Here is a 14795-nt window from a genome sequence, read left to right as displayed (position 1 = left end):
GCATTTAGCAAAGGTCTTTATTCATTTTTACTATTCAAATTTTAATGCGTTTAACCTGTTATAATACCGATAATGGAGGTGATTACGGTATTTTTGCTATGATGATGGATAATAGTGGTCCACATACTATACAAGAACACTATAATACCGCTGAACATCACCAAAGACAAGAGAACTTTATGAAAGATTTGGAGGGTATTAATAACCGATTTGCTTCATTCAAAGCTAAGTATAAGAAAGAAGAAACTAATGCTGAAATGATGGCGACAGTAGATTTTTCAGGTATGTAAGTTATTAAGTTTCAGCAAAGGGTAAAAGTAAATCCGAGTTACTTTTACCCTTTGTTTTCATTTACCCTTATTCTTCTCAAATTCTGCTTTGACAAGACTTTCCAGTTCATCAAAATTATATTTAAGGGTAGATGACGGAATATTAACCGGAGACCCTGTAATCTTATGATTCGCTTCTACACCTTTCTTGGCTGCCCCACTGGCCTGCCGATTAATATATTGCTCTGGCTTAGTAACCATAATTACCAGAAATTTCTGATTGAATACCTTATTAGTCTTTATTTCTTTAATATCACTCCAGGGGATATGTCCCGCCGGAACACCTGTAGAATTGTCTGTAATACCTGTTTTATCAATGATTAAGCCGGGAGCATTATCCTTCAATTTTTTAGCCATTACAAATGCAGCTAGTCCGAAAACAACAATAGATAAAATACCAATGCTTAACACGATGGTAGGATTACCCAATAAACCATTTTTAAAAGACTCGGGCCTGACAACAAACCATACACCAATGCCCACAAAGGCTATGGAACTAATCAATAACAGAACAAGCTTTTGCTTACTTAGTGGAATTTCGATTGGATACTCAGTTTTCATAAGAGTTTCTTTAGTGTTTAAGGTAATCAGCTAAAATTAGGTCATTCCGGCTGAATATGCAAATAAGTACCTGATACCCGTTTAAAATTTTGATTATCGGATTTTAAACAAGGGTATATTGACGTATATAAATAAATTTGCATCAAATCGGTAAATCTAGTAGCTTTCGAATTCAACCTTAATTTTATAGAAAAATGATTAACCAGCACCTGAAAAGACTATCCTTTTTAATAGTCATTATGACTATTGTATTTGCTTGCACAAAAGAGACAAATGATACCCAAAAACCAATCGTAGGTACATGGAAATTATTGACAGGCACCTTGATTGAAAAAGGCGATACAACTGTAACAGATTATACCAAGACCTCCTCGTTTATCAAAATAATCAACGATACGCATTTTGCTTTTATAAGCCATGATCTGGCACATGGAAAAGACTCAACAACGGCCGCGTTTTCGGCAGGTGGCGGTACTTATTTATTAAAGGATAACTCTTACACAGAGCATCTGGAATATTGCAATGCCAGAGAATGGGAAGGCCATGATTTTACTTTCACTATCGAAATCAAAAACGATACTTTAGTACAAAAAGGCATAGAAAAAGTAGAAAGTGCAGGGATTGAAAGATTGAATATTGAGAAATATGTGAGAGTGAAGTAAGATACATACTGATAAAATTTAAAGAGAGGTTTATGACTTTATAGTTGATAGACCTCTTTTATTTTTTAGCGAAAAATATAGTAATAGACTGCCTCATATAACGGATTTCCGTAATTGATTGGAGCTTATAACAATCATAGCTTTGTAGAAAATTTGAAAGTAAATCAACTCTTAATTTTTACAGCTATGAAACCCATAATCTTTATTCTTATTTTTATTTCTACCCTTAGTTTCGGACAGTCGGTTACTATTGATCCAAGTGTAGCTGACGATATATTGAATATACGCAAAGACAGTCGGGGATTAGACCATAGAAGTGGGAATGGGAGTGTTGGAGTAGGCACCTGGGTAAGCAACAGTGTAGCTTATTTACAAACACATACCAATCATCCATTATTTTTCTCAATCAATGATAGTGGCCCTAAGATGGTAATTGCCCTAAATGGAAATATCGGCATCGGCGGATTAACAAATCCAACTGCCGCTTTGGCTGTAAGCAGAGGCATTGCACCAGATGGAACCGCCGTTTTCTTTGGCACTACCTGGGCTTCTCATTTTAATTATTCCACAACCGAAGATACCTATATCAGAGGTGGGAAGAATGCTTCTAAAGTGCTTATCAACGATCTGGTAGGATTAGGAAATGTGGGTATAGGAACTAATAATCCACAACAGAAACTGGATGTAGAAGGAAATGTAAGGGTTTCAGCATTAGTAGGCTCTGGTAGCGGTGCTTTGGCAAGCGATGCAACAGGTACTCTTATGAGATTGGCTCCCGTAGCCTTTTCAGTAAAAAATACAGGCTCAACAGCTTATCCGGTACCCGTATCAGGTTTTACCATAGTGCCTTTTTCAACAAGAGATTATGACTATGGTAGTTTCTTCGATAATACTACTAACTACGACTATAATGCACCCAGAAATGGTATTTACCATTTTGATAGTTTCGTCACCTGGAAATTAACGGCATCTACTGTTGGTTCTTATACACTGTCTATTTATGTAGACGGAAGTGTGTATGCTGTGGTACAAGAAAAGATATTCTCTAATGTTGAAACAACCATGAATTTATCTACTGATATAAAACTAAACGCCGGACAAAAGGTACAATTAAGAGTTGCTCAGACTTCTGGTGTAACCCAGAATCTGCTATTGAACGCTTATAATACCAAGTTTTCGGGTCATTTTGTGATGCCTTTGTAAAAGATATAGTTAAATCAACTGGCAATTATAACCTCGGGTTAGTTATAAGATACATCAATATCAGCAACACAAACACAACCATGCCCACAAAGAATATATAAGAGCCATGTTTACGGTCTTTTTCTCTGAATACAAATGCTCGTTGTCCGCTAGGTAAAGTTTTTTGCCGGGTCTTCATATGCCAGCCAATAATCACACCTACAATACCACCAAGCATGGCAAATACATAACCTGAAATTATCCACATCGGTTGTGCTTTCTCCTGTTTGCTCAAATCTTCTAACCTTACTTCTTTCAGCGCTTTCAGAAAATCATCATCAATCGTTTGGTCTCTTTCTTTAAGAATCTTTTTAGCCAGATGATAATCAAGAGCCGACCACTCGTCAGGTCTGGCAATGATTTCATAGAGTTCAATGTCAGAAAATGAAAACAGGTAATGGTCTCTATCTGTATTTTTTATAGCCTCAGCCTCCATATCATCTAATAGATGAATGACCTGTGCAAAATCCATTTGTCTCACCTTTATATGGAATTCCTTTTCTAATGACCTCAAAGTGGCAGGGTCAATGGTAAAATTAAACGTTTCGGTTTGGTAAGGTATCTGATGGCTTTCCAATAGCTGCAGGAAATTGAAAAAATCGGCTTCGTGGTGGAAGGTTTTAATGGTAATAAACTCTTGCATTTATTTTAGGAAGATTTTACTTTTTAGTCGGCTCAAAAATGGAAAATTATATCCGGATTATGAATGTTTCGTTTACAATTCTATGGAATAATCTTTATACAATAAACGTGCTGAAAAATATTCAGAAAATTTTTTGAAATTTTACAGGATATAAAATTGATTTCTGACTCTTTAGTTTAAAGGTAAAAATATAAACAATCCGTGTTATTTTTAGATAAAACTAATTTCTGATGGCGCGCCTGAATCCCACCTCATTTCAGTCTGGCAATATACCAGCCGCTACCTCTACCGAGCGGGAGCGGCTGGTATGGGAAGCCTTTCGGGCAGGTGACAGAAATGCCTTTGCCAGCCTGATGAACGATTATTATCCGCTATTGCTGAATTACGGAAGTCAGTTTCAGAAAGACCGGGAATTTGTAAAGGATTGCCTGCACGACCTTTTTGTAGACCTATGGAATCGCCGTCAGAGATTAGAAGGAGTCGAAAAACTAAAACCCTATTTGCTCATTTCTTTGCGCCATCGGCTTTTCCGTGAGTCCAGACGTTTACGCTGGTTTCGGGAGGCAGAAGAAGTAAATGATGAGTATGCTTTTGAGGTACAATTTGCCATAGAATCGTATCTGGTCAATAACGAAGTACAACATGAAGATTTAAAACGCTTACAGTTTAATCTGGAGAAATTACCGAAACGGCAACGAGAGGCCATTTACCTGCGCTTTTTTCAGGAAATGGAGTATGACGACATCGCCAAAGTGATGTCTATCAATTATCACTCGGCCGTCAATCTGATTTATGAAGCTTTAAAGCTACTTCGTAAAAACTGGTTCTTATCATTCATCAGCTCTATTACCTCATTCTTTTTTCAATGAAAAATTACCTCAATTACCAGATAGAAGACTTCGTGCAAGACCCCTATTTCCGACGATGGGTATTAGGAAAATTATCGCCCGAAGACCGATTCTGGGAAGTATGGCAAACCACACACCCCGAACGAGAAGAAATGCTTGAAAAGGCCAGATCAATGGTGATTGCCCTACAAATCAATCCCGTTGCTGATGACCCAGAAGAAATTCAGAATGCCATTGAAGCCATTTTAGCAGAAACTGTTGATAAGAAAACTTTGCCGTTCTATGCCCGACATAAATGGGCTGTGGCAGCTTCAGTAATGTTGATAGCCGGGCTTGCAACCTACTGGTATTATAACCAGAAAACAATAGTGCCATTGGCAGGTTCAGAAGCACCGGCAATAGAATCAACAATCGACCCGAAGGAGATTAATATTAGCAAAACAGGTAAGACAGTTACGCTATCAGACGGCAGTAGAGTCATATTGGAAGGAAATAGTAGCTTACGGATAGGGCAGGAGTTCGGGCAAAGCAAACGGGAAGTATATCTGACAGGAGAAGCGTTTTTTCAGGTATCCAAAAATGCAGATAAACCCTTTCTGGTATATTCAGGCAAAGTGGTTACTAAGGTATTAGGCACCAGTTTCAGAATAAAAGCTTATGAGCAGGATGCCGATGTGTCAATAGATGTACGTACCGGAAAAGTGACCGTCTTTAAACAATCAGACAAATCACAGATGGAGCCACTGCGCTCAGAAGAAATCATTTTGACCCCAAATCAACAGGCTGTTTTTGTAAAAAAGGAAGATAAGTTTGTCAAGACATTGGTTGAAAAACCTGCTGTACTAAATAATACAAATGTAAAAAATCGCTTCGAGTTTTCAGAAACCCCGATTATTGAGGTACTGAGTACACTCGAAGAGCTATACGGAGTAAAAATTATCTATGACGCCGACCGTCTGAAAGATTGCAACCTGACAGGCTCGCTAAACGATGGGTCGTTCTATGACAAACTAAGTATCGTCTGTGAAACTATTCAGGCAACTTACAAAGTAATGGACGGACAGGTTGTGATTGATGGGAAAGGTTGTAGATGAGAATTTAGTGATTGAGCGAATGAGTGATTAGTCTCGAACTATGATTTACCTGATTCATATGATTAGAATGATTATTGTTTTTTGATGAACTATGAATGATAGTTTTATTATCAAGTAATGATTAAATGTAAAGAATCATTATCAGTTAAATCAATTCAATCAGCTAAATCAAAGTTCAAGACTAATCACTCAATCACTAACTCACTCAATAAAAAAGACCAGCAGTATCCGCGGGCTGCTAGTCTTCAAAGTGCACCCATTGCTTGCTTGTCAGGTAACTGGGTGTTGGAAACTATTTTGTTAAAATCTTTCCACCTAAAAACCGCCGGAGAGGCCTGATTATTCTATGAAACCAACCATACTATGGTATGAACTGCTTCTGACAGTTATGAAAAAATCATTACTACCATTGATTCTCATGGTCATAGGCATTCAACTCACCTATGCCTTTGATTCGCCTGCGCAGGAGTTGCTTGATAAACGGATTTCTATTCGGGTAGAAGACGTTTCGTTGAAAAGCATTCTGAACAAAATTGAAACATTAGCCGAAGCTAAGTTTATTTATAGCCCGAAGGTGATTCAGGCCGAACGCAAGACTTCTGTTAATATCCAGAATCAGGCGGTGAAAGAAGTACTGGAAACGGTGCTTAAGCCTTTGCGTATCAATTATAGAGTCATTGGCAATCAGATTATATTGAGCCAACAAAACAATGCTTCTGCAGAAAAGGAAGAAAAATCCGGTAGTTCATTAAATACTTCTTCGCTTGACCGCTCAATCACAGGAACGGTAACGGGCGAGACAGGTGAGGGCTTACCGGGTGTGAGTGTGGTCTTGAAAGGTACAACCCAGGGCGTAATGACCAATGCTAACGGTAGCTATCGGCTCACTGTACCTGACAATGCTTCTGTGCTGGTTTTTTCTTACGTGGGCTATCAGACACAAGAAGTAAACATCAATAATCAGACTGCTATTAATATCCAGCTTGTTCCCAATCCTAAATCCCTCGACGAAGTAGTAGTGGTAGGCTACGGTACACAGATTAAACGCGAATTAACAAGTGCCATTTCGAAGGTTTCAACCAAAGAACTGAATGAATTACCAGTAGCCGAAGTGGGTCAAGCCTTGCAAGGCCGTGTACCGGGGCTTACCGTTACGAATGTGAGTTCGCCGGGAACAGCGCCAAATATCCGTATCAGAGGGGTAAGCTCGGTTAGTTTCTCTACCGACCCATTATATGTAGTAGATGGTTTTCCGACAACTAATTTATCAAGCTTTGATAACCACGATGTAGAATCGGTTGAGGTTTTGAAAGATGCCAGTGCAGCGGCTATCTATGGTTCAAGAGCCACAAACGGAGTAATTCTGATAACAACCAAGAAAGGCCAGAAAGGAAAAAAACTATCCATCAATCTGGATACTTATGCAGGCGTAGAATCAGCTTGGCGTTTGCTTGATCCAATGAATACCGACCAGCGCACGGCTTTCATGAATAGCATGTATTCAGGTGCGAATAATGAAAATGCAGGAGCTCGTCCATCGCGTTATACCCCTACCGAAATGGCCAAGTTTCCTTATCCTGGAGCTACGCAAAGCTATGCCCAGACTAATACCGACTGGCAAGACTTGTACTTTAAAAGTGGCCTGATGAATAGCAACAATATTTCTATCTCAGGTGGGGGAGATCGTTCTACTTTCTATACTTCGGGGGGCTATATGCGTCAGGAAGGAATTGTAAAAGGTGTGGGATTTGACCGTTATAATTTCCGGGTAAATTCTACCTATGATTTGAGTTCGCGCATTACATTCGGGCAAAACCTTTTAGTAGCTTATTCATCACAATTATTTAATAATTCTGACGGACAAACCGGCGACCAGGGTACTCCTTTGTCTCTATTACAATTTGCCTTACCACATTTACCAGTCAAAGACCCGAATACAGGCGCATGGATAAAAGCTGGTGGTGATGCTATTGACGGGCACCCATTCCCGAATCTGATTGCAGACATTGAAAACATTGTATTCAGACGCAACACAACCAAAATCCTGGGAAGCGCTTTCTTAGATATAAAACTGCTGGATTGGTTGAAATTCAGAAGTACCTTCGGGGTTGATTATGCTAATTCATTAGAAGATGGCATTGATAATAGCTATCTGGTTAACGATGGACAGAATATCTTCAAGACGAACGATGGTCTGTCGACCATCACAAATAACCGAAATGCCTATTCATCTCTTTTGTTTTCGCAGCAGTTAACGGCAGATAAAACCATAGGGAATCATCACCTGAATGCGACACTGGTTTTTGAAACACAAAACGGCAAAATCAGAACAGAAATGATGTCGGGCAAGCAATCAAATCCGGCCATTAAAACCCTGAATGGTGCTACGAATCTGAGCGCGTTGAATGCGATAGAAGAAAACTTGCTACTCTCTTATGTGGCACGTGTGGGCTATGGTTTTAAAGGTAAATATATCATCAATGCCAGTATCCGTCGCGATGGTTCATCGGTATGGGCACCCGGTAATAAGTTTGCCAATTTCCCTGCTGCCTCTATCGGCTGGAATGTCGGACAAGAATCTTTTATGCAGAACGTTTCATTTTTATCTGACCTAAAGATTCGGGCAAGCTATGGCTTAACAGGATTAAACCCAACTGCATTGAGCAATTATCCTTGGCAATCGTTGGTATATAATTCATCATACCCATTCAATAATGAAAATGTAGTAAATGCTTCATTCTATAACAAACTGGCAAATCAGAATCTGAAATGGGAAAAAACTAACCAGTTGAATATAGGGATTGATGCCTCTTTGTTCAATAATACCGTATCCTTTACAGCCGAATACTTCGACCGTATCACAGACAACCTGATTCTGAAAGCACCAACACCCCCTTCGTTTGGTTATGTTCAATTTACGGACGTGAATATCGGTAAAATGCAGAATAAAGGCTGGGAAGCACAACTGGGTTACCGCTCACCGGGTAAAAGAGATTTCAACTGGGGTATCAGTGCCAATATCAGTCAGGTAAACAATAAAGTATTACGCTTAGATTCGCCAAGTGGGGTTATTTATGGCGGTGATGGTAACTATTTCTCAAGCTGGGGTGTGCCTGTAACCCGCACTGTTGCCGGAGAGCCTATTCAATCATTCTACGGCTGGGATTTCGATAAAATCTATCAGAGCCAAAGCGAGATTGATGCTGATAATGCCGCTGCCAGAGCCAAAACAGGTTCAACGGGCGCATTCTACCAAAGTGCAGCTACTGCACCCGGTGATGTACGTTTCCGTGATTTGAATGGCGACGGTATCGTAGATGATAAAGACCGCAAGGTAATCGGCTCGTTCCTGCCTGATTTCACTTATGGCCTGAACCTGACAGCCAATTATAAGTATTTCGATGTGTCTATCCTTTTTCAGGGTGTACAAGGGAATGATATTTATAGCGGTATCGGGGTTTATGCAGGCGCATTCCGTTGGCCTTTGGGCGGAAGTTTAAAAGCTTACGAAGATGCCTGGACTGTAGAAAACCCAAGCACAACTAATCCTCGTATCAAATGGAGTGACCCTAACGATAATTCAAGAGTATCGAGACGATGGATTCAGGATGGCTCTTATCTACGCCTGAAAAACATCAACATCGGTTATGAGATACCTTCTGACGTGCTGAACAAGAGAACAAACGGCACTATCAGCAAATTCAGAATATATATAGCCTCTCAGAATCTGCTCACATTTACTAAGTATAATCTGGGCTATGACCCTGAAATCGGGATGAAAATAGGTAGTAACCGTGGTGCCGGAAACCTCACCAACGGTATTGATTACGGACAATATCCGGCCTCACGTTCTTTCATTTTAGGTTTACAACTGGGTTTCTAAATCGTATTTTATCGCTCAATCCTATGAAAAAAAATAGTCTTATATTCGGATTAATCCTGGCTGTGAGCCTGCTTAGCGGATGCGAAAGCCAGTTAGATAAAGTTAATCCAAATGCGGTTACTTCCGAAAATTTCTTCAAAACCGCAGCAGAATTAGAAAAAGGGGTAAACGCTGCCTATACTACCCTGAACGGGAGTTATCTGGTAGGCGATTGCTATGTCTGGTTACACGATTTACGCTCCGATGATTTTGTGGGCACAACGCTTGCCGACGATCGTGGCGAAATATTACGTGGTACTTTAGGTGTCAACAATTCGTATGTAGAGCGTGTGTGGAAAGGATTTTATATAGTTATCCACAGAGCAAACGTAGTTATCAACAATACGATTACAAACGATGGGGATGACCCGAACGGACAATTGAGAAACAGAGTAGTTGCAGAAGCTAAATTCTTACGTGCTTTCTCTTATTTCGAACTGGCAAGTCTATGGGGTGGTGTGCCTTTGATTACCAAACCTATCTCAGATTTCAGTGGCTTTGTATCACGCTCTACTCAACAAGCAGTGTATGAGGCGGCTATTAAAGATTTGCAGGAGGCTGCTGAGGCGCTTCCGGCTACTTATCCTGCTGCTAGTAATGGTCGTGCTACCAAAGGAGCAGCCAATGCGCTTTTAGGGAGAATATATATGCAGATGGGTAATTATAGTAATGCTAAAACCTATCTTGACAAAGTAAAGGCTTCCGGCTTATATAGCCTGATGGCCGATAATAATGATAACTTCAAAGAAGAAACCGAGTTTAATAAAGAATCTATATTTGAATGTGTGTTCTCTCCATATCCATCGGCAGCAGAAGACGAGGGAGATGATTATGCACAGGGTTTATATCGTGAGTCAACCAATGGTACGCGCCAATATGATATGAATACAGGCAATGGCATTGTATTACCAGCTTCAACATTGAAAGATGCCTTTGAAACAGGTGATATCCGTAAGAAAGTAGCGATGTATGAAGTAGGAGACATATGGGCAGGCGGAACGATGAGTCAGGAATCCTGGAAGAAATATACCCTGAGCTATAAAAACTCTAATCCAGGTAATGTGGCGAGCGCTATAAACCGCCGCATGATTCGCTATGCAGAAGTAGTATTAATGTTGGCCGAATGTGAAAATGAGGCTGGCAATACAGCAAATGCCCTTTCGCTTCTGAATCAGATTCGCAGCCGAGAAGATTTAAAGACTGCCAAATTCTCCTTATTGCCAAATGTGCAGTTCCCATGCAAAACCAAAGATGAGGTATTACAGGCCATCATGCATGAGAGAAAAGTAGAACTTGCCGGAGAACAGGTGCGAAACCGTGATATTATGCGCTGGCGTGCTGCAGGAAAACTGGCCCTTTTAGGTGGTGAACCTATCTCGTATTTTCAGGCCAATAAACATGGTTTATTACCAATCCCTCAATCAGAAATCGACCGGAATATTAAGTTGGGCGATGGGGGAGTACCTGCACAAAATCCTGGTTATTAGTATTTACCTTTTGATTTGTTTATTTTCGAAACATCATATTCGAAAAATAAACAGAGCCCTATGAAACAGCATCTATTCATCCTTATACTTGTTTTAAACCCTTACTTCGCCAAGGCAGATACGGTCAGGGAGATTAGTTCCCCTGACCATTCTGTCCGCCTTTTAGTGAATGTATCGAATCGGCTGACTTATAGTGCTTTTTATAAAAGTCAGGCATTGGTTTCTCCCTCAGAAATTGATATGATTTTATCTGATGGAAAGAAACTCTCAGACGGATTAAATAACCCTGCCTTTTCGCAGCGAACAAATAAAAGCATCATTCTCTCGCCAGTACCCGAAAAAAGAAAACGGATTCCTGATGAATTCAATGAACTGACTGTTACTTTATCTAATTCATTTGGCGTAATATTCAGGGTATACAATGATGGGATAGCATATCGAATTGTAACCAATTTCAAAGAGGATATTCAGGTACGGGCTGAAGTAGCAGATTTCCATTTTCCAACGAATCATCCCGTTTATTTCCCGAAAGTAGTACCTGATGCCAAAATGGATAAATACCACACCAGTTTCGAAGAATTGTATACAGTTCAGCCAATGGATAGTATTTCGGCTAATGATTTGTTCTTTACGCCTGTATTGGTGGCTCCTGAAAAAGCCCCTAAAGTGGCTATCACCGAATCAGACCTGGAAGATTATCCGGGAATGTTTCTGACAGGCACCATGAGCAATGCCTTAATAGGAGATTTTGCCCCTTATCCGGCAGAAGAAACCGAATCAAAAGAACTCTATTCTTTGAAATATGTTACCAAACGGGCCGATTTTATTGCCAGAACCAAAGGTAGCAGAGTATTTCCGTGGCGGGTATTAATGATTGCGCCACAAGACAAAGACCTACCTGCGAATGACCTCGTGTATAGGTTAGCGTCACCATCAAGAGTGGCGGATGTATCATGGGTAAAACCAGGCAAAGCAACAGATGAATGGATTATTACTTCCAATATCTTCAATGTGCCTTTCAAAAGCGGGATTAATACCGAAACCTATTTGTATTATATTGATTTTGCGAAACGCTTTGGCTTTGAGCGTATCATGATGGATGCCGGATGGAGTGACAATAACGACCTCTTTAAAATCACACCAGGTATTGACATGCAGAAGATTATGAATTATGCCAAAAGTAAAGGCATAGGTGTTAGTATGTGGACACTGGGATTGACTTTGGAAAAACAACTCGAACCGGCTTTAGACCAATTTAATAAATGGGGAGTTGATTTTATCATGACCGATTTTTTCAATAGAGACGATCAGAAGACTGTGCAGTTGTTCTATAAAATAGCAGAAGCCTGTGCACGCCATAAACTGATGCTGATGTTTCATGGCGCTTTTAAACCTGCGGGCTTCAACCGTACTTTCCCGCATGCAATAGCCCGTGAAGCAGTCTTGGGTTCTGAATATAATATATGGAGCAATAAAGTAACACCAGAGCATAATTTAAGGCTACCCTTTATCAGAATGCTAGCCGGGCCACTCGACTATGAACCGGGTATGCTGAATAATGCTACTATACAAGGCTTTAAGCCACATTCAGAAAATGTGATGTCAATGACTACCCGAACCCAGCAACTGGCCATGTTTGTGATTTATGAAAGCCCGATTCAGTTTTTTGCTGGCAATCCCTCGCAAGGTTATCTGGAACCAAAGTTTATGGAGTTTTTAGGAGCTATACCAACCGTTTGGGATGATACAAAGGTCTTAGAGGCCAAACTAAGTGATTATATTGTAACTGCCCGTAAAAAGGATAAAACATGGTATGTAGCGGCTATGACTGATGCCACAGCCCGAGACTTAACCATTCCGCTTGATTTTCTGGAAGCAGGCACTTATACAGCAACCATCTGTAAAGACGGTATAAACGCCGATAAATATCCAGCCGATTATCAGATTTCGACTGCTACACTTAGTATGAAAGATTCATTGAAAATTCATCTGGCTCCTGGTGGGGGGTATGTGATTAAGTTAAATAAAAAGTAAAAAGGCAGAAAACAGTTCAGCTAAGCTGGACTGTTTTTTTATGAGCGTAGACGGTGGCCTGTAGCTTTATTAAGCGTAAAACAATAGGATAATGTAATAGCAATGACTATAATTTTATAGTTATCATTATAACACCTAATAATAAAGTCTTCAAACTTTTGTTCTTTGATGAAATCAGCAACTTTCTCGTTGCCTTTAAAAATGGAAGCAGAGCCGTCGTTATTAAAATGAACTATATATTTATATCCTTGATGGTGAAAAGAATAAATTTCACGTGTGTTTTCTTCCAATCTTAATTCAATTCTTTCGCCATTGGTAAATATTAAGTCATACTCCATATAAAAAGGAGAAGCTAATTTAATATAGAGAATTTTATTTTTTGATAAATCGTATAGGCTTAATTGTGGCTTATAAGGCAAATGAATAATATCGGCTTTCGCTATAAACTCCTGTACGCCATCGACAAGAATATCATACTTTAATCGAAAGCTAAAGAAGGGTTTATTAACGTTGATAGTCATAGTAGTTGTTAGACTTCTTTTTCAAACATAATGAAATCATAACAAAGTTTAATACACAATAATTCTACCAAGCATACGTATATTGAGTAAGACAACTATTTATACGTTTATTAATGAAAAAGACCTTACTCGCCTTACTATTAATTACCCCTTCATTCACATTTGCCCAGACAACTCAATTTAATCACCCTTATGAAAACGTTAGCATTGCCAAAGGTACTGACCTAGTTCTGAAACTAAGGCTTGAAAAAGGCGTTTCTTATCAATTTTTAGTCTTACAACAAGGCATAGATGTAATGCTTACCTTGAGTGATGAAACGAAGAAAACCATTGTAGAAAAAGACTCACCTAACGGTAGTCATGGTTTTGAAATAGCAGACTATTCACCACAGGAAACAAAGGAATATACCCTTACTATCAAAAAGTTTGAAGAAGCAGGAAATGCCGATAAGGGAATGATTGGCTACTATATCAAAAAATATTCAAAAGCCGAACAGGCACTCAAAGAAAAAACAAGGCAGGAACTAGCCATTGAAAACAATAAAAATGTACTGACGGCTGACATTGACCATTTCTGGGAAGCAGTAGATAACCTCAAGAACTGCAAAACCAAATGGGACAGTGTCCTGTCTTTCCAGAATCTATACCTCGATAGAGCTACTAATGGACTGATAGATTTCATCAGAGTCCGTAATTTCTCAGCCGATGAATTTGTACGTACCATTGCCAGATACCCGAAATATTATCAATCTGTTCGTCCATATACTTATGAATCTAAGCGATCCGAGCCATTGATTGAAGAAGTCTTTGCCAAACTGAAATCTATCTATGGCAATTTCAAGCCTTTCAAAGTTTGTTTTGCTATAGGTGTGCATCGTACAGGTGGAACGGTTTCGGATAGATATGTGCTTTTAGGCACAGAAATGATAACCACAGGTAAAAACGTTGATTATTCAGAACTGGAAGGAGATTGGGCACCTAAAGACCGAACCAAAGAGCCGGATATACCCTTAAAAATAAAAGGTATGATAGCGCACGAATGTGTACATACCCAACAAAAAGGTAAACTTAATGAAAAGGCCGTCGTTTGTAATCAGCTATACAGTTGTCTGAGAGAAGGAAGTGCGAATTTCATTGGAGAATTAATAACAGGAGAAACCAACTACTCGGTAGTAAATGAATACGGAGATACCCACGAAAACGCTTTGTGGATAGAATTCAAGTCAACTTTATGTGCTCCCAATGCACAGAAATGGCTCTACAATGGCGACGCTGCCAAAGACCGACCAGCCGATTTAGGCTACTATATAGGCTATAAAATCGCAAAAGCATACTATACCAATGCTACTGATAAAGCCCAAGCCATTAAAGATATTATTGATATGGACGACCCACTAACTTTTCTGCAAAAAAGTGGCTATGACCAGCAAAAAAAGAAATAGGTGTAAAAAT

General features: G+C 39.6%; 12 protein-coding genes. 9 read left to right on the top strand and 3 right to left on the bottom strand.

Annotation, left to right across the window (positions count from 1 at the left end; all coding sequences use genetic code 11):
* The first annotated feature begins 44 nt into the window (after window positions 1-44).
* Window positions 45-290, top strand: a complete 246-nt coding sequence (locus tag ACYVFA_RS02650) for a hypothetical protein (protein WP_460470244.1) — start codon at window positions 45-47, stop codon at window positions 288-290.
* Between the two features lie 57 nt (window positions 291-347).
* Here ACYVFA_RS02650 and ACYVFA_RS02645 read toward each other — a convergent pair whose 3' ends face one another.
* The gene (locus ACYVFA_RS02645) at window positions 348-890 is read right to left on the bottom strand and encodes an STM3941 family protein (RefSeq protein ID WP_460470243.1); all 543 of its coding nucleotides are present in this window, start codon (window positions 888-890) and stop codon (window positions 348-350) included.
* Between the two features lie 239 nt (window positions 891-1129).
* Between ACYVFA_RS02645 and ACYVFA_RS02640 the strand changes: the two genes are divergently transcribed.
* Both ACYVFA_RS02640 and ACYVFA_RS02635 read left to right on the top strand, forming a co-directional pair.
* The gene (locus tag ACYVFA_RS02640) at window positions 1130-1552 is read left to right on the top strand and encodes a hypothetical protein (RefSeq protein WP_460470242.1); all 423 of its coding nucleotides are present in this window, start codon (window positions 1130-1132) and stop codon (window positions 1550-1552) included.
* A 186-nt stretch (window positions 1553-1738) separates the two neighbouring features.
* Window positions 1739-2755, top strand: a complete 1017-nt coding sequence (locus ACYVFA_RS02635; RefSeq protein ID WP_460470241.1) for a hypothetical protein — start codon at window positions 1739-1741, stop codon at window positions 2753-2755.
* 25 nt (window positions 2756-2780) lie between these two features.
* Here the strand turns inward: ACYVFA_RS02635 and ACYVFA_RS02630 are convergent, their stop codons facing one another.
* Window positions 2781-3437, bottom strand: coding sequence for a hypothetical protein (locus tag ACYVFA_RS02630; protein ID WP_460470240.1), 657 nt, complete (start codon window positions 3435-3437; stop codon window positions 2781-2783).
* A 230-nt stretch (window positions 3438-3667) separates the two neighbouring features.
* Here ACYVFA_RS02630 and ACYVFA_RS02625 point away from each other — a divergent pair, with 230 nt between their 5' ends.
* The 5 genes from ACYVFA_RS02625 to ACYVFA_RS02605 all read left to right on the top strand — a co-directional run bounded on the left by ACYVFA_RS02625 (window position 3668) and on the right by ACYVFA_RS02605 (window position 12822).
* Window positions 3668-4306: an RNA polymerase sigma factor gene (locus ACYVFA_RS02625; protein WP_460470239.1), complete on the top strand. Its 639-nt coding sequence runs from the start codon at window positions 3668-3670 to the stop codon at window positions 4304-4306.
* On the top strand, window positions 4303-5379 hold the full coding sequence (locus ACYVFA_RS02620; protein WP_460470238.1) for a FecR family protein: 1077 nt from the start codon (window positions 4303-4305) through the stop codon (window positions 5377-5379). The genes ACYVFA_RS02625 and ACYVFA_RS02620 overlap by 4 nt, the downstream gene beginning before the upstream one ends.
* A gap of 346 nt (window positions 5380-5725) precedes the next feature.
* Complete coding sequence (locus ACYVFA_RS02615) at window positions 5726-9262, top strand: TonB-dependent receptor (RefSeq protein WP_460470237.1); 3537 nt, start codon at window positions 5726-5728, stop codon at window positions 9260-9262.
* 23 nt (window positions 9263-9285) lie between these two features.
* The gene (locus ACYVFA_RS02610) at window positions 9286-10788 is read left to right on the top strand and encodes a RagB/SusD family nutrient uptake outer membrane protein (protein ID WP_460470236.1); all 1503 of its coding nucleotides are present in this window, start codon (window positions 9286-9288) and stop codon (window positions 10786-10788) included.
* Between the two features lie 60 nt (window positions 10789-10848).
* Entirely contained in the window at window positions 10849-12822 is a 1974-nt protein-coding gene (locus ACYVFA_RS02605) for a glycoside hydrolase family 97 protein (protein ID WP_460470235.1), read from the top strand.
* A gap of 38 nt (window positions 12823-12860) precedes the next feature.
* On the opposite strand, the gene ACYVFA_RS02600 is transcribed toward ACYVFA_RS02605, so the two are convergent.
* A complete protein-coding gene (locus ACYVFA_RS02600; RefSeq protein ID WP_460470234.1) occupies window positions 12861-13343 on the bottom strand; it encodes a hypothetical protein in 483 nt (160 codons plus the stop codon).
* A gap of 113 nt (window positions 13344-13456) precedes the next feature.
* Here ACYVFA_RS02600 and ACYVFA_RS02595 point away from each other — a divergent pair, with 113 nt between their 5' ends.
* Window positions 13457-14785, top strand: a complete 1329-nt coding sequence (locus ACYVFA_RS02595) for a DUF2268 domain-containing putative Zn-dependent protease (protein ID WP_460470233.1) — start codon at window positions 13457-13459, stop codon at window positions 14783-14785.
* Window positions 14786-14795 lie beyond the last annotated feature (10 nt).

The sequence above is a fragment of the Emticicia fontis genome (genome assembly GCF_054779675.1).
This window is presented reverse-complemented; position numbering and strand designations above follow the sequence as displayed.